We start from the raw sequence: 23,583 nt of genomic DNA on the forward strand, positions 1-23,583 counted from the left end.
GGCCGGACCCGGCTTTCTGTCAGGCCAGCGCCTTGCTGATCTTCTCGTAGAGATCGCCGGAGAGGTTCTCCAGCCCTTTTAGCTGCTCCAGCGCGGCACGCATCTTCGCCTGACGCTTCTCATCGTAGCGTTTCAGACGGATCAGCGGCTCAATCAGACGCGACGCTACCTGCGGGTTACGGCTGTTGAGCTCGGTCAGCATCTCCACCATAAACTGGTAGCCGCTGCCATCTTCCGCATGGAAGGCGGCCGGGTTGCTGCTGGCAAAGGCGCCAATCAGGGAACGGACGCGGTTCGGGTTGCTCAGAGTGAACGAGCGGTGATTGAGCAGGCTGCGCACCTTGTTCACCACATCCGCCGCCGGGCTGGTGGACTGCAGGATGAACCACTTGTCCATTACCAGACCATCCTGATGCCATTTGTCGTCATACTCCTGCATCAGGGCATCACGGCACGGCAGCTCTGCGGCAACGCTGGCAGCCAGCGCAGCCAGCGCATCGGTCATGTTGTCGGCCGTGTGATACTGCTTGCTGACCAGTTCGTCGGCGAGCGCCGTCTCCCCAAATGCCAGGTAGCGCAGGCAGGTGTTACGCAGTGAGCGTTTGCCAATATCGGCATGCTCAACCCGATAGGCGTCCAGTTTGGGGTGGTTGTAGACCGCCAGGAACTCATCCGCCAGCTCGGTTGCCAGGGTACGGGTCAGGGCCTCACGCACCGTCGCGATAGCGATCGGATCGATAATCTCAAACAGCTCGGCGATTTCGTTCACCGACGGCAGGGTAAGGATTTCAGCCGCCAGCGCCGGATCGATCCTCTCATCTAACAGAATGGCGCGGAAGGCGTCGGCAACATGCGCCGGTACCGACAGCGGCTGCCCCTGCTGATGACGATTGACGTTCAGCTTGATATAGGTCCCCAGCAGGCTCTGCGCCGCATCCCAGCGGGAGAAGTCATTACGTGCATGACGCATCAGGAAGGTCAGCTGCTGATCGCTCCACTTGTACTCCAGCTTAACTGGCGCGGAGAATTCACACAGCAGCGCAGGTACCGGCTGGAAATAGACGTTATCAAAGATGAAGGTCTGCTCGGCCTGGGTCACGTTCAACACGTTATGCACCGGATGGCCGCCTTTTTGCAGCGGGATCACCTTGCCTTCGTTATCGTACAGCTCAATGGCGAACGGAATATGCAGCGGGTGCTTCTCTTCCTGCTCGGCGGTCGGCGGCGTGCGCTGGCTGATGGTCAGGGTGTACTGCTCGGTTTCCGGGTTGTAGTCGTCTTTAACGGTCACGATCGGCGTACCGGCCTGGCTGTACCAGCGGCGGAAGTGAGAGAGATCGATGTTAGAGGCATCTTCCATCGCCTGAACGAAATCGTCGCAGGTGGCGGCGCTGCCGTCATGGCGTTCGAAATAGAGCTGCATCCCTTTCTGGAAATTCTCTTCGCCCAGCAGGGTGTGGATCATACGAATAATTTCAGAACCCTTTTCATACACCGTCAGGGTGTAGAAGTTGTTCATCTCAATCACTTTATCCGGGCGGATCGGGTGCGCCATTGGGCTGGCGTCTTCGGCAAACTGCAGGCCGCGCATGGTGCGCACGTTATTGATGCGGTTCACCGCCCGCGAGCCGAGATCGGAGCTGAACTCCTGATCGCGGAAGACGGTTAAGCCCTCTTTCAGGCTCAGCTGGAACCAGTCACGGCAGGTGACGCGGTTGCCGGTCCAGTTGTGGAAATATTCGTGGCCGATGACGCGCTCGATATCGAGGTAGTCTTTATCGGTGGCGGTATCGGTACGCGCCAGCACATATTTGGAGTTAAAGACGTTAAGGCCCTTGTTCTCCATCGCGCCCATATTGAAGAAGTCGACGGCGACGATCATATAGATGTCGAGGTCATACTCGAGACCGAAACGCTTTTCATCCCACTTCATGGAGTTGATAAGCGAGGTCATCGCCCACGGGGCGCGGTCGAGGTTACCGCGATCGACAAACAGCTCCAGCGCCACTTCACGGCCTGAACGGGTGGTGAAGGTGTCGCGCAGAACGTCAAAATCACCCGCCACCAGCGCAAACAGGTAGCACGGTTTCGGGAACGGATCCTGCCACTGCACCCAGTGACGGCCATTATCCAGCTCGCCCTCGCCTACGCGGTTACCGTTGGAGAGCAAAAACGGATAGGTGGCTTTATCGGCGATGATTTTGGTGGTAAAGCGGGCCAGCACATCCGGGCGGTCGAGATACCAGGTGATGTGACGGAAACCTTCAGCTTCACACTGGGTGCAGAGCGCCACGCCCGACTGGTATAACCCCTCCAGTGCGGTGTTAGACGCCGGGCTAATCTCGTTAACGATGCGTAACGTAAAACGTTCCGGCAGGTTATCCAGCACCAGCTGGTTATCTTCTTCTTTATAGTCGGTCCATGGGGTGTCGTTTACCTGCACCGACACTAAGGTCAGGTCTTCGCCGTCAAGACGCAGCGGCACCGCCGTGGCGTTGTGACGCGTCACCTGGCTTACCGCCGTCACAACGGTTTTTGTGGCATCCAGGTCAAAAGTCAGATCGATATCGCTAATCAGGTAATCCGGCGCACGGTAGTCGTGGCGGTATTTGGCTTGAGGCTGTTGTGTCATAGAAAACCTTTTGCATCGTTTGTCGAATAACGAACCAGTCTATTCCTGTTGTCTAAATCGCGCTATGCAGAATGTTCATCTTTTCAGTCACAAACACTCTATTTGCTACATTTTTATAACACGCGGCACGAAATGCTCTCGACCCTGAACCAGGCTTATGGTGTGATCGGGGTTCAATAAATCGCTAAACAAGGTATACTCCAGCGGTTTCATTAGTCGTTTATTGTACTAAACGCTCCCGTGAGAGGATGCTACTGCGCACCTATGACTCAATTCGCTTCTCCTGTTCTGCATACGCTGCTGGATACCGACGCGTACAAACTGCATATGCAGCAAGCCGTTTTCCACCAATACCACGACGTACAGGTCGCGGCTGAATTCCGCTGCCGTGGTGACGATTTGCTGGGGATCTATGCTGACGCCATCCGTGAGCAAGTCGACGCAATGCAGCATCTTCGTCTGCAGGATGATGAATTCCAGTGGCTTTCCAGCCTGCCCTTCTTTAAAGAAGATTACCTTCAGTGGCTGCGCAATTTCCGCTACGACCCGAAACAGGTCAACATCAGCAACGATAATGGCAAGCTACATATTCGCCTTGAAGGTCCGTGGCGGGAAGTGATCATGTGGGAAGTGCCCCTGCTGGCGGTGATCAGCGAGCTGGTGCACCGCTTCCGTTCACCGGAGGCGAGCGTTGAGCTGGCTCTGACGACGCTGGAACAGAAGCTGGTTGATTTTGCCCGGCTGACCGACTCGCTGGATATGTCGCGTTTCCGTCTGATGGATTTTGGCACCCGTCGCCGTTTCTCCCGCGAGGTGCAACAGGCCATTGTCGAGCGTTTGCAGCAGGAGCCGTGGTTTGTCGGCACCAGCAATTACGATCTGGCCCGCCGTCTGAACCTGACCCCAATGGGCACCCAGGCGCACGAGTGGTTCCAGGCGCATCAGCAGATCAGTCCGGAGCTGGCGACCAGCCAGCGTGCGGCGCTGGCCGCCTGGCTTACAGAGTATCCGGCGCAGCTCGGCATCGCCTTAACCGACTGTATTACCATGGACGCCTTCCTGCGTGATTTCGGGCCTGAGTTCGCCAACGCCTATCAGGGGCTGCGCCATGACTCCGGGGATCCGCTGGAGTGGGGTGAGAAAGCGATTGCCCATTATCAAAAGCTGGGCATCGACCCGATGAGCAAAGTGCTGGTCTTCTCAGATAATCTCGACCTGCCAAAAGCGGTAGGCTTGTACCGACACTTCTCCTCGCGCGTAAATCTGGCCTTTGGGATCGGCACCCGTCTGACCTGCGATATTCCGCAGGTAAAACCGCTGAATATCGTGATTAAGCTGGTGGAATGTAACGGCAAGCCGGTGGCGAAGCTCTCCGACAGCCCGGGCAAAACCATTTGTCATGACAAAGCCTTCGTGCGGGCACTGCGCAAAGCGTTCGACCTGCCTCAGGTAAAAATCGCCAGCTAATCTCTTCGGGGAGCCTGCCGCGCTCCCTTCTCTTATTTATTTCCTATTTCTTCTCTTATGATTGCGAAATCTGCTTGTCTGATGGCGGATGCCAGGTAACATAGATATCCCCCTGTTTAGGGGGATACAGATTTTATTTTTGGACAACATAGAGAGACTATTATGAGCGTTGTGCCTGTAGCCGACGTACTCCAGGGCCGCGTAGCCGTTGACAGCGAAGTCACCGTGCGCGGATGGGTGCGTACCCGCCGAGATTCAAAAGCTGGCTTTTCATTCCTCGCCGTCTATGACGGTTCCTGCTTTGATCCTGTACAGGCCGTAATTAATAATTCTCTGCCCAATTACAATCAGGAAGTGCTGCGTCTGACCACGGGTTGCTCCGTTGTCGTCACCGGTAAAATCGTGGCTTCTCAGGGCCAGGGTCAGAGCTATGAACTGCAGGCCACCTCCATTGAAGTGACCGGCTGGGTTGAAGATCCAGATACCTACCCGATGGCGGCAAAACGCCACAGCATCGAGTATCTGCGCGAAGTGGCTCACCTGCGCCCGCGTACCAACATGATTGGTGCCGTGGCCCGCGTTCGTCATACGCTTGCACAGGCGCTGCACCGCTTCTTCGACGAGCAGGGTTTCTTCTGGGTCTCCACGCCGCTTATCACCGCCTCTGATACCGAAGGCGCAGGCGAGATGTTCCGCGTCTCCACGCTGGATATGGAAAACCTGCCGCGCACGCCAGAAGGCAAAGTGGATTACGACAAAGATTTCTTTGGTAAAGAGGCCTTCCTGACCGTGTCTGGCCAGCTGAACGGCGAAACCTACGCCTGTGCGCTGTCTAAGATCTACACTTTCGGCCCGACCTTCCGTGCTGAAAACTCCAACACCAGCCGCCACCTGGCAGAATTCTGGATGCTGGAGCCAGAAGTGGCCTTCGCCGATCTCAATGATGTTGCGGGCCTGGCAGAAGCGATGCTGAAGTATGTCTTCAAGGCCGTGCTCACCGAGCGTGCAGACGACATGAAATTCTTCGCCGAGCGCGTCGACAGCGATGCGATTGCCCGTCTGGAGCGTTTCGTCTCTGCTGACTTTGCGCAGGTGGATTACACCGATGCCGTCGCGATCCTCGAGAAATGCGGTGAGAAGTTCGAGAACCCGGTTTACTGGGGCGTTGATCTGGCTTCCGAGCATGAACGTTACCTGGCCGAGAAACACTTCAAGGCGCCAGTAGTAGTTAAAAACTATCCGAAAGACATTAAGGCGTTCTATATGCGCCTTAACGAAGATGGCAAAACCGTTGCCGCGATGGACGTGCTGGCGCCGGGCATCGGTGAAATCATCGGGGGTTCTCAGCGTGAAGAGCGTCTGGATGTGCTGGATGCGCGTATGGCTGAAATGGGCCTCAACAAAGAGGACTACTGGTGGTATCGCGATTTACGTCGCTATGGCACCGTGCCGCACTCCGGTTTCGGGCTCGGTTTTGAGCGTCTGATTGCCTATGTCACCGGTGTTCAGAACGTGCGTGATGTTATTCCTTTCCCGCGTACTCCGCGCAGCGCAACGTTCTAATCCCGTAATACTCAATGGCCAGCTATGCTGGCCATTATTTTATCCTGCCGTGTCAACTTGTGTCAGTTGAAAGTCAGCATCTTTAAAGCGCAACCCCGCCAGATCCTCTACAGTGTTACGCTTTATTTCCATGAAACATCTTTGAATAAAAAATAAACCCTATTCTTATTGCGCCTAATCTCTTTCTTAAGCATTAGCACATTTTTCGCACAAACTCCCGGCTATCCAGACGTCCATCTCCAGAAATAAGAAAAATTGTTCGCTAATGCTTCGGATCATAAAAAAAGTCATTATCTGAAATTAAGATAAGCAATTCATATAGATAGAATATGTGAAGCTTTAAATTTAGCCATTCAACTCTGAACTTTGAGGTGCCTCACAAAGTTCCTTAAAATTCACATTTAGTTACACATATTTTCTTATTGTAACTGATTCTTTATGTTTGTAGCACTTTCAGGCTAGCGAAACCGCTATTTGAATGGAAAGATGCCTGTCAGACACATAAAGACACCAAACTCTCATCAATAGTTCCGGAAATATTTATTGACAGAATTTATTGACGGCAGTGGCGAGTGTCATAAAAAAACCAATGAGGGTAATAAATAATGATGAAGCGCAATATCCTGGCAGTGGTTATCCCTGCCCTGCTGGCAGCCGGTGCAGCTAACGCAGCAGAAATCTATAACAAAAACGCTAACAAGCTGGACTTCTACGGTAAAGCTGTAGGTGAGCACATCTGGACCACCAACGGTGACACCAACAACGGTGATACCACCTATGCGCGTATCGGCTTCAAAGGTGAAACTCAGATTAATGACCAACTGGCCGGTTACGGTCAGTGGGAATACAACATGGACGCTTCTTCCCAGGAAGGCGCTCAGGGCACCAAGACCCGTCTGGCATTCGCAGGCCTGAAAGCTGGTGACTACGGTTCATTCGACTACGGTCGTAACTACGGCGTGTTCTATGATGCGCTGGCTTCTACCGATATGTTCGTTATCTGGGGCGGTGACTCCCTGGCGGCAACCGACAACTTCATGACCGCACGTAGCACCGGTCTGGCTACCTACCGTAACTCTGACTTCTTCGGTCTGGTTGACGGCCTGGCAGTAGGTCTGCAGTATCAGGGTAAAAACGAGTCTGGCCACACCACCAGCCGTCAGAACGGCGACGGCGGCAGCTACTCTCTGGGCTATGACTTCGCTGAAGGCTTCAACGTAACCGCAGCCTACTCTAACTCTGACCGCTCTACTGCGCAGAGTGCAGACAATAAAGGCGAACGTGCTGAAGGCTGGGCAACCTCCCTGAAATATGATGCAAACAACCTGTACGCAGCAGTAATGTACGGCGAATCTCAGAACATGACCCGTGAAAACGACGGCGAGTTCGCGAACAAGACTCAGAACGTTGAAGCTGTGGTTCAGTACCAGTTCGACTTCGGTCTGCGTCCATCCGTGGGTTACGTACAGTCCAAAGGTAAAGATCTGACTGGTCGTAACGGTTTCTCCGGCGGCGATGCTGACCTGGTGAAATACGTAGAAGTGGGTACCTGGTACTACTTCAACAAGAACATGAACGTGTACGCTGCGTACCGCTTCAACCTGCTGGACGACAACAACTACACCGAAGCAACTGGCCTGTCTACCGACGACCAGGCGGGTGTAGGTATCGTTTACCAGTTCTAATCAGTACACCACTTTGTTATATGTCTAAAAAACAGGGCTTCGGCCCTGTTTTTTTATGCCTGAAAGCAAAAAATGGCGACTTTTGAAAAGCCGCACGCTTTTTGTAGCAAACGGTTGGCATTTTGTAGAACTATCGTTAACCTGATAGCGGATTTCACTTCCGTAACCACAATGGAACTTCGTCATGTTTGAGAACATTACCGCCGCCCCTGCCGACCCTATTCTGGGCCTGGCCGATCTGTTTCGTGCCGATGACCGCCCCGGGAAAATTAACCTGGGTATTGGTGTCTATAAAGATGAGACCGGCAAGACCCCGGTACTGACCAGCGTAAAAAAAGCTGAGCAGTATCTGCTGGAAAATGAAAATACCAAAAACTACCTCGGCATCGACGGTATTCCTGAATTTGGTCGTTGCACCCAGGAACTGCTCTTCGGCAAAGGCAGCGCGATTGTCAGCGATAAACGTGCCCGCACGGCACAGACCCCTGGCGGTACTGGCGCACTGCGCGTGGCAGCGGATTTCCTTGCCAAAAACACCAGCGTAAAAACCGTCTGGGTGAGCAATCCGAGCTGGCCGAACCACAAGAGCGTCTTTAACTCTGCGGGTCTGGAAGTGCGTGAATATGCTTACTACGACGCGGCCAACCACTCTCTGGACTTCGACGGCCTGCTGGCCAGCCTGAGCGAAGCGCAGGCGGGCGATGTGGTGCTGTTCCACGGCTGCTGCCATAACCCAACCGGCATTGATCCGACGCTGGAGCAGTGGGAACAGCTGGCGAAACTCTCCGTAGAAAAAGGCTGGCTGCCGCTGTTCGACTTCGCGTATCAGGGCTTTGCCCGTGGTCTGGAAGAAGATGCAGAAGGCCTGCGCGCTTTCGCAGCAGTCCATAAAGAGCTGATTGTTGCCAGCTCCTACTCCAAGAACTTCGGCCTCTACAATGAGCGCGTTGGTGCCTGTACGCTGGTGGCGTCTGATGAGCAGACCGTTGACCGTGCGTTCAGCCAGATGAAATCCGTTATTCGTGCTAACTACTCTAACCCGCCGGCTCACGGTGCGTCTGTAGTGGCGACTATCCTCAGTAATGACGCCCTGCGCGCTATCTGGGAGCAGGAACTGAACGACATGCGTCAGCGTATTCAGCGCATGCGTCAGCTGTTTGTGAACACCCTGGCAGAAAAAGGGGCGGATCGCGACTTCAGCTTTATCATCAAACAGAATGGCATGTTCTCATTCAGCGGCCTGACCAAAGAGCAGGTTCTGCGTCTGCGCGAAGAGTTTGGCGTCTATGCGGTGGCATCAGGTCGTGTTAACGTGGCGGGGATGACGCCGGATAACATGGCGCCACTGTGCGAAGCGATTGTCGCAGTGCTGTAAAAACGGTAAGCCGGGCGGCACTGCGTTTGCCCGGCCTACGTGTAGGCCCGGTAAGCGTAGCGCCACCGGGCAATTAAAAAAGCCTGCTTAAAGCAGGCTTTTTTAATGGTGATTACCAGACCGGCAGTTCATCCTGCAGGAACGGATTATGCTGCCGTTCGTATCCCAGGGTAGACATCGGTCCATGACCTGAAATAAAGGTCACATCGTCGCCCAGCGGTAATAACTTCTCTTTGATCGAGCGGATCAGCTGGCCGTGATCGCCCCGGGGGAAATCACTGCGCCCTACGCCGCCTTTAAAGATCACATCACCGGAAATCAGCAGGCGCGACTGGTCATCAAAGAAAACAATATGGCCTGGAGTATGCCCTGGACAATGCAAGACCTGTAATGTCACATTGCCCACGTTGACGCTCTCGCCCTCATTCAGCCAGCGATCCGGCGTCAGAGGGAGACATTCATCAAGGCCAAACATGCGGCTTTGCGCCGGCAATCCCTGCAGCCAGAACTCATCTTCTTTTTCCGGGCCAATCACCGGCACGCCATAATGCTGTGCCAGTTCAGCCGCCGCCCCCACATGATCGAGATGGCCGTGGGTCAACAGGATCTGCATTAAGGTCACGCCAGCGGCAGCGACTTCCTGTTTGATCTTCTCTGCATCGCCACCGGGATCGACCAGGGCTGCCAGTTTGGTTTGTTCACACCAGATAAGCGAACAGTTCTGGGAGAAGGCGGTGACCGGAATAATACGATAGTTCATACTGCTCCTGATTTGTTATTACCAGTGCCGCAATGGCCCGGTATCAATATGCACAAAGTTGCTACGTGGGTAATATCCTACACCACCTGCGCGCATAGATAACGCAGCTTTGCGAACATTGGCTAACGAAATGCCTTCAATATGAAAATCCATCGCCTGCCCTTTGGTGTGATAGCTCTTTTTGGCTACACCGCGGCTGTGGGCACGCAATTCATTATTGGTATCAAGGGAGCGATAGCCGGAAATGAGCTGTACCGGTTTGCGGGTGCCAAGCAAACCCTGCAGGCGGTAAAGCTGGTCAAATAATCCCGGATCGATGGTTTTTACTTTATTGGCGCGGAAATCACGGAAAAAGTGATTCAGCCTGGCTAATTCATCCTGAATATAGCCCCGACCGTCAAAAAACTCAGCTTTGATTGACTCACCTGTGTGCAGGTTATTAAGCGTCAAAATACGTGGTCGAGGGGTAGAGAGCGTGGCAAATGATGGCGTAGGTAAGATGGCCGCGCCCAGCGCAATGCCACCTAACGCCAACAACTTACGGCGATTAGCGTCGAATTTGTCCATGGTAATCAGGTCTACAGGTCAATGTTATCGTATAGATGCTTTACAGCGCACGAAGGGCACATTACCGGGCAAACCTGTCATCGTCAAGGCACCACAACCCAGGAAAGACGGGGCTTGCAACCGCAAGACCCCGTTTATTTTCCCACTTAGACTACCGGAATTTTCCGAACTTCTTCATTTATCTGATCAATTGCTCTGCTTTGGGCAGAATTTGTGTGTTGGACCGGGCAGTCTCATCATAATTGTAAATATCTGTACGGTACTGCGTTCGACCGTCTTTGCCGACGAAGGCGGTAAGATAGTACAGATTAACCGGAATATTCTGGCGGATATTCACATATCGCGTGTCACCCTGCTTCAGCGCATCCGAGATACGTGTGTCGTTCCAGCCTGCATCCTGTAACAACATATTTGCCAGTTCTGACGCTTTATTGACGCGCACACAACCGGAGCTGAGCGCACGCGCATCTTTCTGGAACAGGTTGTGGTTCGGCGTATCGTGCAGATAGATGGCATCCGAGCTTGGCATATTGAATTTATACCGACCCAGCGAGTTGTGTGCACCCGGTGCCTGCTGGAAACGGAAGGGTAAATTCGCCGGCGTGATGGTCGCCCAGTCGACTTGCCACGGATCTATCGCCTCTTTACTGTTCCAGCCGCGCAGCACGGTATAGTTATGGCGTTCAAGATAACCCGGGTCATTCCACACCTTCGGCAAAATATCTTTGCGCGCCAGCGTCGGCGGCACATTCCACGGCGGGTTAACCACCACATTATTCAGCGCGCTACTCATCATCGGCGTTTTACGATCCGGGCGGCCCACAATCACGCGGGAGGCCAGCACTTCGCTGCCATTCTGGTAATAGACCAGCGAAAAGGCCGGGATATTCACCATGATGCCCGTCGAGAGTGTTCCGGGCAGCAAACGCAGGCGCTGGATATTCAACGCCAGCACCCCGGCACGCTGCGCAGGAGTCATGTTTAGCGCCTCACGCGTCGCCTGGCCGATAACGCCATCAGCGCCCAGCCCCTGGCTGGTCTGGAAGGCTTTTACCGCTTCAACCAGGCTGCGGTCATAGGAGGCCGGCTTGCTGGAAACAGACTTCTTCTTTTCGACAGACGGAGCCGATGGACTGACGACCACGCTTTGCGGATCGTCACCCGGCAGGGCAATTTTCGGCCCGCCGTCAATCACGCCGGAACGTTTGAGGATTTCTCGCAACGCGGGTACGTCGCTACTCCACTGCCCCGGGCTCAGCTTAGCGGTACTCTGGATCCGGGGCCAGGGCTGCGTGTCAGCCACCAGCTCCAGCAGCGACTGGTGCATCACAGCATATTGCGGATGCGTCGGAGCCAGCCCGGCAATGAAGTGCGGCACCGTGCCGTTATCCAGCGCCAGCTGCCACTGGTTAATCACCGACAGCGGCGGTGTCGCCAGCTTGTAAGGCTTATTGCTGTAGAGCCAGCGGTTGCCGTTGACCGGGATCCCCGCCACAAACTGCAGGTAGCCCATCATCGCATCCGACAGCACCACGTCACGCGCCATTCCGGTGACGGCAGGCTGGGTCAGCAACTCGACCCAGGCAGTAAACTGCGGCTGAAATCCGGCGATGGCGACTTCAGCCAGCTGCTGCTGGAACGCGCGCACGGCTTCACGATCGTCCCACATCGGCTTCATGTCACGCGCGGCATACAGCAGCGTAAGTTGATTGAGATAGGCCGGGGTGTAACCGGCAGGCAGCGCCGCAAGCAGTTCCTGACGGCGTTGCTCTGCATTGATATCCGCAGGCAGCGGCCGGATACCGGCCATTATGGCGGTGGCAGGCGATTGTTCAAGCGGCTGGGACAGCGCAGTCGGTTGCGCGCCCACCGTGGCGGAGCTATCGACAGGAACCAGCTCGGGCTCATCCGCCCGCGCACTAAACAGCGGAGCAACTAATACCGTCAGACACAAACTGAGTGCCGACAGCTGACGACCATACATATTATTCAGCAACATCCCTTGCCCCCTGTTTGCTATACGTCACGCCCTCATCACCGGGGCTTCACTTCATTATAGAAAGGCAGACCGGCACCAGCCTTACCTTATGTAAAGAAGTTTAAAGTTAACGCAGCCGCCAGTACAAGCTCAAGGAATAAAAAAAGGCGGCCCGGGGGCCGCCATCGCTAATTTTCAGATTCCTCAGGAGGCGTCAGCCGTTCCGGGCAAGGACTCAGGCGGCTGCGGGGCAAAGCCGCGCAAACCCACAACGTGGACATGCTCGCTGTTCTGATAGACCTTACGCACCAGTTTATAGGTGGTGCCTTTCTCCGGACTGATATTTTCCGGCGCCGCGATAATCAGCTGCATATCCAGACGATCGCACAGCTCAAACAGCGTGGCGATCGAACGGGCATCCAGACGCGCCGCCTCATCAAGGAACAGCAGGCGGCATGGAGAGATGTCCTTGCCGCGCAGACGGCGGGATTCATCTTCCCAGCTCTGGACCACCATCACCAGAATCGACATCCCGGTACCGATCGCTTCCCCGGTCGACAGGGCGCCCGATTCCGCGCGCAGCCAGCCGTCAGAACCACGGTTAACTTCCACTTCCATCTCGAGATAGTTACGGTAGTCCAGCAGCTCCTCACCGATGGTCTGCGGCGTGCGCTGGCCCATGTCGATCTGTGGGTTCAGACGCTGATACAGCTTCGCCAGCGCTTCGGAGAAGGTCAGGCGGTTGCTGTTGAACAGATCCTGATGCTGCTCGTGCTGCTCGGCCAGCACATCAAGCAGCGTGGCGTGGGCTTCACGCACGTTGACGTTCAGCCGCACGCTGTTGACCTGACCGAAGGAGACGCTCTGCAGCCCCTGGTTCAACTGACGAATACGGTTCTGCTCGCGCTGGATCGTCTTACGGATGATATTGGCCACGCTGCGGGAGCTGATCGCCAGCTTCTGCTCACGTGAGGTCAGCTCTTCCGTCAGACGGCCCAGTTCAATCTCCATCTGTTCAATGGCTTCAACCGGGTCATCGGTGCGAATGATATCCTGGCGAATACGCTCGCGCAGGTGCTGATAGACCGCCACGAAGAACTGAATTTTGCGCTCAGGGCGCTTCGGATCTTCCGACATGCGCAGCACATCGCGCAGGTGTTCGTTATCCGCCACCGCCAGACGCAGCGCACCCAGCGCCTTATCCGACATAGAACGCAACTCATCGCCGGAGAGATAGGCCAGCTCGCGGCGGTGCAGACGGCGTTCAACACCGTTGTCTTTCACCATTCGCATTACGGCGCACCAGCCCGCTTTGGCGGTCACCACCTGCTCGCGCTTCTCGTGGTAGTCACGTTCCAGCTTGCGCAGACGGCGGGTCAGGTTGTCCATCTCCGCTTCACAGAAGGTGAGCGCTTTTTCCAGCTGGTTGCGGCGGGCACGGTTATTGCTGAGCTGGGCATGGAGTTCGTCGCGACGAATACGCGCCCGCTCCTCCGCCCCGCTGTCGGCCCGCACGCCGATATCCTGCAGCTCTTTATGCAGGTCGGTCAGCAGCTCTTTCTTGGTATCAAACGAGCTTTTCAGCGACGCCAGCACCTGATTGTACTGGTTCAGCTGCGCGGCATGGCTACGCATCGCCTCACGGGCGCGGGTACGCTCCATTTCCGCCTGCTCCAGACGCTGGCGCAGCTTCTCGTTCAGGTCGCTGTTGCCGTTCAGCATCTCCGCCGAGTCGGAGTAGCTGAAGTGCGCCCGGCGCTGGGAAACTTCGGTCAGGGCAAACGCCTGCTGACGCGCTTCGCGCTGGACCTGCTGGGACCAGGCATAATCTTCTTTCAGCTGTTCGAACTGTTCCGGGTCGCTCTGCAGCACTGAGACCATCGGCTCCAGCTTCGCCAGCTGATTGCCGTACTGCTGAACAAAGCGCGCGGCTTCCTGCGCTTCGTCGAGACGCTCCTGGATCTCATCCACGCGATCGGCGAGGGTGTCGTCCGCCAGCAGGTTCAGGCGCGGCAGAATGCGGTTAAGGGCGGCGACGCCCTCTTTAGCCTGCTCGAACTGGAGGCGGCTCTGCTGGTTATCATTTTCGTGGGCTGAAATCGCGCGTTCAAGCTCGGTACGGCGGGTAGTGAACTTGCGGATCTCGGCTTCCGGATCGGCCTCAAAGGCCACGGCCAGATGGCTGCCGATAAAGCGGCTGAACGCCTGGTGCAGACGCTGGGTTTTTTGCACGTCGAACGAGAGCGTCGCAAAACGTTCTGACAGCGCTTCGCGCTCGGTGTGCAGGCTCTCAATACGGCTTTCACGGGCCGCGCGGCCAAACAGCGGCAGCGCCGGGAAGCGCGAATAGCGCCACTGGCGATCGGCGATTTTCACCACCACCGCTTTTTCCAGCTCGTCGACGCCAAAGACGCTGTCATCGAACGACTGCGGATCCCCTTCGATCAGATAGAGATCTTCCGGGCAATCTTCCAGCCCTTCGAGCTGGTCCGCGATCAGCGACAGATCTGGCACCACAATCGCGTGGCGGGATGGACCATACAGCGCCGAGTAGTACGGGGCATCTTCCAGGCTGACGTCGTCATAAATCTCTGACAGCAGCACGCCGCCAAAACGCTCTGCAAGGGTGTTCAGACGGGCATCTTCCGCACCACCCGGCTGGCTTAAACGTTCGATTTCGTCGTCGACGGCGCGCTTACGCGCCCCCACTTCGTCACGTTCAACAATTGCTTCGCGTTCACGCTCCAGCAGCTGCTGCAGATACTCCGTGACCTCCTGGCTGGATTCGAAGGTTTCGCCGCATTGCTCGCTGAGCTGGCTGAGGCTGCTCTGGGCGGCCAGCCAGACTGGGGCGCGCTGCATCAGCGTCTGAATACGCGACTGTAGCTGCTCCATCTCCTGACGCAGCGCCATACGCTGTTCGCTGGCACTGGATACGCTGTCGGACAGCGACGCGATACGGGCTTCCAGCTCCTGATGCAGGCTTTCCAGATCGTCAATATCGACCCGTTTACCCTGACGCTTGCAGAACTCAGCCAGCAGGCGTTCCGCCTCCTGCTGTTCACGCAGGCGCTGCTCCAGCTCGTTCAGGCGCATACGCAGCGGCTGAACCTGTTCCGCCAGGTGGCGCTGGTTAACGCCATCACGCAGCAGCTCGCGGGCCACTTCCCACGCTTCGGCGCGCGCCAGCGGGCCGTTAATCGCGGCCACCAGCTGGTATGCCTGTTCAAACTGGCTGTGCGCAGTTTGCGCCACGCTCATTTTCTGCTCGAGATTCAGCAGTTTTTCTGTAGCTTCCTGCTCTTTGGCCTGGAAAGTCTCCAGCCACTGATCCGCGCTCTCTGGCGTCAGGTCCGGCAGATGGCAAAGCGCTTTTGCACGTTCCAGCGCCTGCAACGCCTGATTGTACTGAATGGCGCGGGTTTGCTGGACGTCGAGCGCCTGCTGATAGTCAGCAAGCTGGCTTTTCAGCTCATCCACTTCCAGCTCGGCGGCTTCAGCCCGGGCTTCGTTCTCTTCCTGCTTGTCGGCAGCTTCCGCCACCACTTCGTTCTGCTCTTCCAGACGAATTTGCAGTTCATCGAGATCCGCTTCGTAGCGCTCGATTTTTTCCTGCTGACGCAGCGCGGTCTGCACCAGGTTCAGGTGATCGCTGGCGGCCTGATAGTCGGCCTCCAGATCCCCTTCTGCCCCGTTATGCTCGGACAGCTCGCGGGCCATCTCGACGTGCTTGTACTGCTCAGAGGCCAGCTGCTGGCGGGAGGTGAAGAGCTCACGGCGATACTCGAGAGCCTGATCGAGATGAATGCGGCGCTCGTTGGCATGGCGCATGTAGTCCGCCGCCACATAGTTGGTGGCTTCGCTGATCAGGTGCTTGAACAGGTCACGGTCAGACTGCGTGACGCGAATGGCTTCCAGCGTCATACGGTTTTCACGCAGCGCCGCTTCCATGTCCTGGAACGCCTTACGCACACCGCTGTTTTCCGGTAACAGGTAATCACGCAGAGAGCGGGTAATGGCGCTGGAGATCCCGCCGTAGAGCGAGGCTTCGATCAGACGATAATATTTACTGCGGTCCGAGGCGGAGCGCAGACGACGGGCGACGATGCCCAGATCGAACATCAGCGAGTGGTATTCGGTGATGGAGTTGAACTGCTTAAACTGCACGCCTTCGATGGCTTCCAGCTTGTCTTTCAGCTCCTGCAGCGTCAGCACGCGCGCCTGGCGTTCGTTCAGGGTTTCCGTCAATAGCGCGGTGGGCTGAACGGAGGTTGGCAGCCCCTGAATGGCGAACGGTTTGATATCCACTTTACGGTCGCGACCGGCGACCTGCTGCAAGCGGACGCCAACCACCACGCGCTGATGGCGGGAGTTGATCACGTCCAGCACGGAGTAACAGACACCCGCCTTCAGCTTACCGTGCAGACCCTTATCGCGGGAACCGCTGGTCGCGCCAGCTTCGGTGGTGTTACGGAAGTGCAGCAGGGTTAAGTCCGGGATCAGCGCCGTGACGAAGGCCGCCATGGTGGTGGATTTCCCTGCCCCGTTACCGCCCGAGAGCGTGGTCACCAGCTCATCGAGATCAAAGGTGCGGGCAAAGAAACCGTTCCAGTTAACCAGCGTCAGTGAGCGAAATTTACCGCGTTCAATCATTACTCTTCCTCCCCGCTATCCGGCTGATTGTCTTCATGCTCGTCATTGAGCTGCAGATGGTTTTCCACCGGCATCGCTTCGCCATCACGGATCATGCGCAGCTGCGCTTCGCGGGCGTCATCACCCACGCGCACGTCGGCACCGAAGCGGAACACAGATTCAGTGATGCGGAATTTGCTGCTGTCATGGCCCATAAACCACACCATCCCCAGACGGCGCAGACGGTTCAGGGAGGAGCGCACTTTTTCCTGTAACTTCTGACGGTCAACGTCCGAGCCGGTGGAGCGGTTGTTTACCAGCTTCAGCAGCTTGCCTTCGTCCGCCAGGGTCATCAGCTCGTCATAGAGCTCCTGCTGGGTGAAGATGCCTTCGTTCGCCAGACGCTCCGGGCTGAGGTAGAGATAGCAGAGAATTTTGCCGACCATCATGTCCAGCTCGGAGAGCACCGAGCGCGGGATAAGCGTGGTGGAGCGCGGGCGCAGATAGAAGAACCCCTCCGGCGCGCGGATCAGCTCCACGTTATAGCGGGCGTAAAACTCTTCCAGGTACTCCTGAAAATCCATTAAAAAAGCGTGATTATCCAGCTCGTCGAGACCAATGTGACGACCGGCACGCAGCTGGCTGTCCAGCGCCGGAAAGATTGGATTTGCCAGCGCCTGGGCCAGCTTAACTGGCATCACGTGTTCAATATTTGTCAATGACATGCGCCTGTACCTTGGCTCCGTAATCGTTGATCGGCTGCCACTTCGGCGGCAGGCCGGTGAAATCTGCTTGCGCGACGCCCAGGCGTACCGCCTGATCGACCACGATGCGGGCGATATCGAAATGGCGGGCACGCGGGTATTGTGCGAGGTAGTCGCGCACCACCAGACCGAGATCGAGTGGTTTGTTTTTGGTTTTGAAGATCGCCAGCTGCTCCTCGATCATCGCGGCAAGCTGTTCCCGTATTTCGTTAAACTCTTCATATTCCAGATCGGCTGGCAGCTCGCCGGTGACCTCTTCGTCGCGCAGGCTCATCTCTTCGTCACGCATATCGAGCAGGCGGTCAGCGCTGGCGTAGGTCAGCGCCCACGGCGCATCGAAATAGGTCTGTACCGACTGGCGCAGACGCTGGGCAAACACGCGGTTTTTATCCATATCGATAGCGGTTCGGATAAATTTATGCACGTGGCGGTCATAGCCGATCCACAGGTCAATCGCCTGCTGGCCCCAGCTGATAATACGGTCCAGCTTGCTCTGCAGATCGAAGACCAGGCGATCGACAAAATGCAGATTGTCCTGGGCCAGGGTGGCATCCTGAATGCGCAGCAGGTTGGCCTGCAGCTTGTCGCCCGCAGCCTCCAGCGTATCCTGCAGTTCACGCAGGGTGCCGGAGGTTTCTGACAGCAGCATTTCACAGCTGGAGATTGCCGCCCGCCAGTCTTTGTTCAGCAGCTGGGCGATGTCGTCCTTCACCAGCTGCTGCTGCTCATCCATGATGCGCTGCGTCAAATCGATGCTGTCGAAAATCTCGGCTACTGAATATTTCAGCGGCGCATAGACGTTACGGTGCCAGTGGAACTCGTCACCGCCCTCATCTGCGGCATCGGCTGCACGCTTCAGTTCGCCCGCCACAATGGAGAGCTGCATCGAGAGGCGCAGGGTCGAGAATTCGCGCTGGCGAATGTAATAGTCGGTAATGCCGATGCCCAGTGGCGTCAGACGATAGATGGCATTCCCTTCTGCCAGCTCGCTGGTAAAGCGGTTCAGCAGACGTTGACGCACCATATCGTTAATCGCGTTATTGGCACGCACATTAATGGTTTCGCTGGTTTGCTCAAACGCATCACTGACATGGCGGAACGCATCCACCAGTTCGCCCTCGCTCATTTCTCCATCCAGCCGTTCGCTGTTCAGCGTGGCGACCGCCAGCAGAAAAGAGAGTCTGTCTACCGGCAGCGAGAGGGAGAAATCGTTTTTTCGGGCCCAGGCAACCAGTTCGGGGACTGTCTGGGAAAATTCACTCATAAGTTATCCTTGCTCTGCGGCTTGCGCGCGGTGACGTGAATGTAGCGGCCAAGGCTAATATAAGGCTCCTGGCGACAGTACCGCGTCTCTAATTCTGTCAGGGCGTCAAAGCACTCATGCTGCTTCTGTTTATCACGCAGATAATCATGAAACACCCTGATGCCGGTTTTCCCGGTAATCTGCCAGCCGGAAGTTTCCAGCCAGCCATAAACCTGCTGCGGGTCGCGCGGAAAGTCCGGTGACAGCGTACGGCGTTTCTTCTTGTACATGCCCTGCTGTACATAACCGAAATTACCCACCAGCACATTACGCATCAACAGGCCATTAGCGTTGTAAAACATCAGCGACAGCGCGCCGCCGGGGCGCAGTATCGACCAGAGCGTCTTCAGCAGCGCCTGGGGTTCGGCTACCCATTCCAGCACCGCATGAGACAATATCAGATCAACCGGGCTTTCCAAATGTTGAGCGATCTCCTGAGCGGCACAATGTATAAATTGCATGTTATCGCTCACACCTTTCTCCACCGCGGCCTGTTCAGCGCGGGCGATCATTTCAGCGGAGAGATCGCAGAGGATAACGTGGTGCCCACGCTCAGCCATTTTTATCGCCGTCTGGCCTTCACCGCCGCCAGCGTCGAGGACACGCAGTTTCTTGTCGCCAAACCCATCCAGCAGGATGTCCAGATCCTGCCAGAGGATCGTCTGCCGCAGACGGCCTTTAGTCGTGCCGTAAATATTGCGGGCAAACTTTTCCGCGATGTCATCAAAATTGCGATCCCGCATTGGGAGAGCTCCACCCACTCACAACAAAACCGCTATTTTGTCACAGCCGGGCGGAGAATGAACCTCTCTGGTGTAATATCGCTGACAATCATCAGCTATATGGTTAAAAAAGGAGCCAGAAAGGATGCTTTTCACCCTAAAAAAATATATTGGCGGCATGATGCTTCCCCTCCCTCTTCTTCTGCTGTGTATCGCACTGGGGCTGGGGTTGCTATGGTTCAGCCGCCATCAGAAAAGCGGCAAAATTTTGGTTACGGCAGGCTGGCTGGCGCTGACGCTGCTGAGCCTGCAGCCGGTAGCGGATGGGCTGTTACGCCCGGTCGAAGACAAATACCCTACCTGGCAGGGAAATGAGAAGGTTAAGTACATCGTGGTGCTCGGCGGGGGCTACACCTGGGATCCACAATGGGCTCCCAGCTCCAATCTGATCAATAACAGCCTGCCGCGCCTCAATGAAGGCATGCGGCTGTGGCTGGCAAATCCCGGGTCGAAGATGATCTTCACCGGGGCGGCAGCACAAAGCAATCCAGTGAGTACCGCCGAAGCGGGCGCGCGCGTGGCGCAGTCGCTGGGCGTGCCGCGCGAGGCGATCATCACTCTCGACAGTCCAAAGGATACCGAAGAGGAAGCCGCCGCGGTGAAGCAGGCGATAGGCGATGCGCCCTTCCTGCTGGTGACCTCAGCCTCCCATCTGCCGCGGGCGATGATCTTCTTTGAACGCCAGGGTCTGCATCCCCTGCCCGCGCCCGCGAACCAGCTGGCGATTAGCGCCCCGCTTAACCCCTGGGAACGGATCATTCCGTCCCCGGTATGGCTGATGCACAGCGATCGCGTGGGCTATGAGACGCTCGGGCGCGTCTGGCAGTGGCTGAAGGGCCTGTCAGGCGAGCCAGGGGAGCAGTGATTTCGAGGCCAGATCGAAGTTGGCGCGGCTAAAATGCCCGGTATTCACCAGCTGCGCCACTTCGTCCCACAGCGTATAGAGCCAGCGCCGCCAGAGGAACGACTCTGAGACCGGCGCGCGCCGCAGGTAGTGCCAGAGTAAATCCTCCGCCTGCCCGCTCTCGCTCAGGCGAAACAGTTCATACTCCCGGGGGGCCCACAGCATCACGCCGGGCCCGACCATCGCCAGCAGCTGATCGCTGCGGGGATCTTTGAGCATACTGCGCAGCGTAAAATTACCGTGGATCAGCACGCTGTTGTCATTGAATCCTTCAAACAGGGTGGGCAGGCACTCGCGGGTACGAAACAGGATCCGTTTATCCTGCATGGTCAGGCCGGTGTTGTGATACTGGTTTAGCGTCCCCCACAGCACCTCGACCCGCTGGCGGTACCAGAGGGGCCAGAGATTTTCCTGGGTGCTGTCCACCGAGCCGACCAGCCCTCCGCTGTCCAGCCGGTGCCAGGCCAGCAGCGCTTCAACTATCTGATCTTTTAGCTGCTCCCAGCGTTCAGGCGTGCGGGCTGGCGCTTCCACCGGGACACCGCGCAGACGCTCAATCAGCAGGACATCCGGGCCCGGATGTTCTTCGTGGGTCATCACGCCATAAACGGTCGGCATTCTTACCGTGCCGCTGCGGGCCAGCATGGAGATTTTCCACGCCAGCTGTCGGGCCACATCCGGTGAAGAGAAGCTTCGCGCCAGTAACGGCATGGGGTTTCCCTGGCTGTCGTACAGCGACCATAGCGTGGTATCCGCCTTTTCATGCACACATTCCAGACGGCTCAGTTTTTCACCCAGCAGATGGCTGAGTTCGGCTCGCAGCTGTTCCATTTGAGATTACCCCCATTAAGACTACTGCTTTTATAATGAGCGTCTGGCAGGCGGATGTCACCCTCATGAGAAGATTCTGTAGCAGAAATTCAGAAAATTGAGACAAAAAAATCCCCTCAAAAGAGGGGATGACGGGGATTAGCGAAGTTCAGCGCGAACGCGGGCCAGATCGTCTGGCGTATCGACGCCTGTGCCCGGGACCTCATGCGCGACGGCGACATGGATCTTTTCGCCGTACCACAGCACGCGCAGCTGTTCGAGCATTTCGATGTTCTCCAGCGGGCTCGGCTGCCAGTTGACGTAACGGCGGATAAAGCCTGCACGATAGCCATAAATACCCAGATGACGCAGGATGCTGTCTCCAATGTTATCCCGGGATTCGGCAAAGCGATCGCGATCCCAGGGGATGGTGGCGCGGGAGAAATAGAGCGCATAGCCTTCGGCGTCCAGTACCACCTTCACTGCATTCGGGTTGAATACCTCTTCAGCGCTATGAACCGGCACGGCCAGGGTCGCCATACCCACCTGACGCTGGGCCAGGTTTTCCGCCACCTGACGAATAATGACCGCCGGGATCATCGGCTCATCGCCCTGGACGTTAACAATCACCGTGTCGTCGCTAAAACCGCATTTTTCCACCACTTCGGCCAGACGCTCAGTGCCGGACTGGTGATCGGCGCGGGTCATACAGACTTCGCCGCCCGCCGCTTCGACCGCACGCGCCACCTCTTCATGATCGGTGGCGACAATGATCCGCTCCGCGCCGGACTCACGGGCACGTTCAAGCACATGCACGATCATCGGCTTGCCGTTGATATCCACCAGCGGTTTACCCGGCAGACGCGTGGAGGCAAAGCGCGCCGGAATAATGACAACAAAACTCATGGTTTGCTCTCTTCAGGCGCCAGGGCGCGGGCTTCGGTTTCCAGCAGGACAGGAATGCCGTCGCGCAGAGGGAAGGCAAGGCTATCCACTTTGCAAATCAGCTCCTGCTTATCCTGGCTGTAGTAGAGTTTGCCGTTGCACACCGGGCAGGCAATAATTTCCAGTAAACGGTGATCCATAGTTCCTCCGTATCAATAATCGGTAAAGTTTACCATATTCCTTTTTCAGACCGCGTCTATTTCCCAGCCAGTTCGACAGGTGTGAAAAAGTCCGTAAGGAAGATGGCCCAGCGCGATGCGTGTTGCCCCCTGCCAGCGCGCAAAATCACTGATTGCCGTGGCGAGCCCTTTCTCCAGCGCGACGCTTATCCGAATACCCTCTTCCAGATAAAGGGCGATGACCTGTAACTCGCCGGTTTTGCGGTGCATTTTTGCATCCATCCGCCCTACCAGTTGCCCTCTATGCAACAGCGGCAGAACGAAATAGCCGTACTGGCGTTTCGGCGCCGGGGTATAACACTCCAGCCGGTAGCTGAAGTTAAACAACTGTTCCGCACGCTTGCGATCCCAGACCACCGGATCGAAGGGTGAGAGAACGGCGCTATGGGTTGCGGTGAGCTTCCCTTCCTGCGCTTCGTTAAGCAACGGCAGCAGATCGGCATGCAGCCACATCTCCCCCAGTGTCTCCACCTCGACGCGGACCACCTGCTGCTGCGCCTGCCAGCGCTCAAGCAAGGGGGCCAGCGTGGGCTGACGCAGGCGGTAATAGTCGGCCAACCACTGGGGGCGGAAAATGCCTAAGCTGCGGGCACTGTTTTCCAGCATTATGGCTTCTGCCGCCGCCTGGGTCAGCATATCCCGGCTGTCATCCCACTCCGGCATCACCCGATGCGTGAGATCGTAAACGCGCTGAAAGTTACGCCGTTCAACCACCATCACCTTGCCAGCGGTAAACAATCCCTCAAGATGGCGTTTATGCGGCTTCCACTCCCACCACCCGCTCGTTCCTTTGTGGGGATGTTCAAAATCGGCGGAACGGACAGGGCCTTTCTCCTGAATATGGGCGATAAGCTCTTCTATTTCATCCGCATGTTCCTGCATCCAGGCCTGACGGTATTTCCAGCCCATTTTATCGGGCGCGAGCATTCTGTGACGCACCAGCGCAAAGTCGCTGCGCGGCAGGAAACACGCCTCGTGCGCCCAGTACTCCATCAGCTCTCCCTGACGCAGGGCGTTATCCAGCCAGTCGGGCGAATAGGGGCCGAGACGGCTGAAGAGCACCAGGTAAGGGCTGCGGGCGACGATATTGATGGTGTCGATCTGGAGCAGCGACATGCGCTTGATGGTGGTAAGAATATCGGCGGGTCGGGCGCGACGACGGGGCTTTTTCAAAAGCCCCTGGGCGGCAAGATGCAGATGACGTGCGGCTGAAAGCGTGAGTTGCGGTAAAGCCATG

General features: G+C 56.6%; 17 protein-coding genes. 5 read left to right on the forward strand and 12 right to left on the reverse strand.

Translation table 11 applies throughout. The features are described from left to right. Positions 1-19 precede the first annotated feature (19 nt). The gene (gene pepN / locus B3X29_RS04200; RefSeq protein ID WP_290504600.1) at positions 20-2,632 is read right to left on the reverse strand and encodes an aminopeptidase N; all 2,613 of its coding nucleotides are present in this window, start codon (positions 2,630-2,632) and stop codon (positions 20-22) included. Positions 2,633-2,896: 264 nt separating this feature from the next. On the opposite strand from pepN, the gene pncB reads away from it, so the two are divergent. The 4 genes from pncB (at position 2,897) to B3X29_RS04220 (ending at position 8,722) form a co-directional block, all read left to right on the forward strand. Then, on the forward strand, positions 2,897-4,099 hold the full coding sequence (pncB, locus tag B3X29_RS04205; protein ID WP_103178940.1) for a nicotinate phosphoribosyltransferase: 1,203 nt from the start codon (positions 2,897-2,899) through the stop codon (positions 4,097-4,099). A 162-nt stretch (positions 4,100-4,261) separates the two neighbouring features. Further along, positions 4,262-5,662 (forward strand): asparagine--tRNA ligase, encoded by a 1,401-nt coding sequence (asnS, locus tag B3X29_RS04210; RefSeq protein ID WP_103178939.1) that lies wholly within the window; start codon positions 4,262-4,264, stop codon positions 5,660-5,662. Between the two features lie 605 nt (positions 5,663-6,267). Continuing rightward, positions 6,268-7,347 carry a porin gene (locus B3X29_RS04215; protein WP_159339197.1) on the forward strand — a complete coding sequence of 360 codons (1,080 nt, stop codon included), beginning with the start codon at positions 6,268-6,270 and terminating at the stop codon, positions 7,345-7,347. 184 nt (positions 7,348-7,531) lie between these two features. Continuing rightward, complete coding sequence (locus B3X29_RS04220) at positions 7,532-8,722, forward strand: amino acid aminotransferase (RefSeq protein WP_103178937.1); 1,191 nt, start codon at positions 7,532-7,534, stop codon at positions 8,720-8,722. Positions 8,723-8,834: 112 nt separating this feature from the next. On the opposite strand, the gene B3X29_RS04225 is transcribed toward B3X29_RS04220, so the two are convergent. The 7 genes from B3X29_RS04225 to cmoM form a co-directional block, all read right to left on the reverse strand. Next, positions 8,835-9,482 carry an MBL fold metallo-hydrolase gene (locus B3X29_RS04225; RefSeq protein WP_159339198.1) on the reverse strand — a complete coding sequence of 216 codons (648 nt, stop codon included), beginning with the start codon at positions 9,480-9,482 and terminating at the stop codon, positions 8,835-8,837. An 18-nt stretch (positions 9,483-9,500) separates the two neighbouring features. Next, on the reverse strand, positions 9,501-10,049 hold the full coding sequence (locus B3X29_RS04230; RefSeq protein WP_103178935.1) for a YcbK family protein: 549 nt from the start codon (positions 10,047-10,049) through the stop codon (positions 9,501-9,503). Positions 10,050-10,227: 178 nt separating this feature from the next. After that, positions 10,228-12,048: a L,D-transpeptidase gene (gene ldtD / locus B3X29_RS04235; RefSeq protein WP_159339199.1), complete on the reverse strand. Its 1,821-nt coding sequence runs from the start codon at positions 12,046-12,048 to the stop codon at positions 10,228-10,230. A gap of 183 nt (positions 12,049-12,231) precedes the next feature. Further along, positions 12,232-16,680 carry a chromosome partition protein MukB gene (gene mukB / locus B3X29_RS04240; RefSeq protein WP_103178933.1) on the reverse strand — a complete coding sequence of 1,483 codons (4,449 nt, stop codon included), beginning with the start codon at positions 16,678-16,680 and terminating at the stop codon, positions 12,232-12,234. Continuing rightward, positions 16,680-17,384: a chromosome partition protein MukE gene (gene mukE / locus B3X29_RS04245; protein WP_103178932.1), complete on the reverse strand. Its 705-nt coding sequence runs from the start codon at positions 17,382-17,384 to the stop codon at positions 16,680-16,682. Before mukE ends, mukB begins: the two co-directional genes overlap by 1 nt. Next, positions 17,365-18,687: a chromosome partition protein MukF gene (mukF, locus tag B3X29_RS04250; protein WP_103178931.1), complete on the reverse strand. Its 1,323-nt coding sequence runs from the start codon at positions 18,685-18,687 to the stop codon at positions 17,365-17,367. Before mukF ends, mukE begins: the two co-directional genes overlap by 20 nt. Then, positions 18,684-19,469 (reverse strand): tRNA uridine 5-oxyacetic acid(34) methyltransferase CmoM, encoded by a 786-nt coding sequence (cmoM, locus tag B3X29_RS04255; RefSeq protein WP_103178930.1) that lies wholly within the window; start codon positions 19,467-19,469, stop codon positions 18,684-18,686. The genes mukF and cmoM overlap by 4 nt, the downstream gene beginning before the upstream one ends. A gap of 124 nt (positions 19,470-19,593) precedes the next feature. Here cmoM and elyC point away from each other — a divergent pair, with 124 nt between their 5' ends. Further along, positions 19,594-20,373, forward strand: coding sequence for an envelope biogenesis factor ElyC (elyC, locus tag B3X29_RS04260; RefSeq protein ID WP_114315443.1), 780 nt, complete (start codon positions 19,594-19,596; stop codon positions 20,371-20,373). Here the strand turns inward: elyC and B3X29_RS04265 are convergent. The 4 genes from B3X29_RS04265 to B3X29_RS04280 all read right to left on the reverse strand — a co-directional run bounded on the left by B3X29_RS04265 (position 20,350) and on the right by B3X29_RS04280 (position 23,582). After that, on the reverse strand, positions 20,350-21,243 hold the full coding sequence (locus tag B3X29_RS04265) for a YcbJ family phosphotransferase (RefSeq protein WP_103178928.1): 894 nt from the start codon (positions 21,241-21,243) through the stop codon (positions 20,350-20,352). The genes elyC and B3X29_RS04265 overlap by 24 nt on opposite strands. A 138-nt stretch (positions 21,244-21,381) precedes the next feature. Further along, positions 21,382-22,128 (reverse strand): 3-deoxy-manno-octulosonate cytidylyltransferase, encoded by a 747-nt coding sequence (gene kdsB / locus B3X29_RS04270; protein WP_159339200.1) that lies wholly within the window; start codon positions 22,126-22,128, stop codon positions 21,382-21,384. Next, the gene (gene ycaR / locus B3X29_RS04275; RefSeq protein ID WP_103178926.1) at positions 22,125-22,307 is read right to left on the reverse strand and encodes a protein YcaR; all 183 of its coding nucleotides are present in this window, start codon (positions 22,305-22,307) and stop codon (positions 22,125-22,127) included. Before ycaR ends, kdsB begins: the two co-directional genes overlap by 4 nt. Before the next feature lie 45 nt (positions 22,308-22,352). After that, positions 22,353-23,582 (reverse strand): winged helix-turn-helix domain-containing protein, encoded by a 1,230-nt coding sequence (locus tag B3X29_RS04280; protein ID WP_159339201.1) that lies wholly within the window; start codon positions 23,580-23,582, stop codon positions 22,353-22,355. Position 23,583 lies beyond the last annotated feature (1 nt).

Source organism: Leclercia sp. UBA5076 (assembly GCF_002416465.1).
In the GTDB taxonomy this organism is placed as follows: domain Bacteria; phylum Pseudomonadota; class Gammaproteobacteria; order Enterobacterales; family Enterobacteriaceae; genus Enterobacter.

Bases quoted from the DNA above. Each gene is read 5' to 3' on its own strand.
- B3X29_RS04220 (WP_103178937.1), top strand. From the start codon at position 7,532: ATGTTTGAGAACATTACCGCCGCCCCTGCCGACCCTATTCTGGGCCTG.
- ycaR (WP_103178926.1), bottom strand. From the start codon at position 22,307: ATGGATCACCGTTTACTGGAAATTATTGCCTGCCCGGTGTGCAACGGC.
- mukB (WP_103178933.1), bottom strand. From the start codon at position 16,680: ATGATTGAACGCGGTAAATTTCGCTCACTGACGCTGGTTAACTGGAAC.
- B3X29_RS04225 (WP_159339198.1), bottom strand. From the start codon at position 9,482: ATGAACTATCGTATTATTCCGGTCACCGCCTTCTCCCAGAACTGTTCG.
- elyC (WP_114315443.1), top strand. From the start codon at position 19,594: ATGCTTTTCACCCTAAAAAAATATATTGGCGGCATGATGCTTCCCCTC.
- pepN (WP_290504600.1), bottom strand. From the start codon at position 2,632: ATGACACAACAGCCTCAAGCCAAATACCGCCACGACTACCGTGCGCCG.
- B3X29_RS04230 (WP_103178935.1), bottom strand. From the start codon at position 10,049: ATGGACAAATTCGACGCTAATCGCCGTAAGTTGTTGGCGTTAGGTGGC.
- cmoM (WP_103178930.1), bottom strand. From the start codon at position 19,469: ATGCGGGATCGCAATTTTGATGACATCGCGGAAAAGTTTGCCCGCAAT.
- mukF (WP_103178931.1), bottom strand. From the start codon at position 18,687: ATGAGTGAATTTTCCCAGACAGTCCCCGAACTGGTTGCCTGGGCCCGA.
- B3X29_RS04265 (WP_103178928.1), bottom strand. From the start codon at position 21,243: ATGGAACAGCTGCGAGCCGAACTCAGCCATCTGCTGGGTGAAAAACTG.
- B3X29_RS04280 (WP_159339201.1), bottom strand. From the start codon at position 23,582: ATGGCTTTACCGCAACTCACGCTTTCAGCCGCACGTCATCTGCATCTT.
- asnS (WP_103178939.1), top strand. From the start codon at position 4,262: ATGAGCGTTGTGCCTGTAGCCGACGTACTCCAGGGCCGCGTAGCCGTT.
- ldtD (WP_159339199.1), bottom strand. From the start codon at position 12,048: ATGTTGCTGAATAATATGTATGGTCGTCAGCTGTCGGCACTCAGTTTG.
- kdsB (WP_159339200.1), bottom strand. From the start codon at position 22,128: ATGAGTTTTGTTGTCATTATTCCGGCGCGCTTTGCCTCCACGCGTCTG.
- mukE (WP_103178932.1), bottom strand. From the start codon at position 17,384: ATGTCATTGACAAATATTGAACACGTGATGCCAGTTAAGCTGGCCCAG.
- pncB (WP_103178940.1), top strand. From the start codon at position 2,897: ATGACTCAATTCGCTTCTCCTGTTCTGCATACGCTGCTGGATACCGAC.
- B3X29_RS04215 (WP_159339197.1), top strand. From the start codon at position 6,268: ATGATGAAGCGCAATATCCTGGCAGTGGTTATCCCTGCCCTGCTGGCA.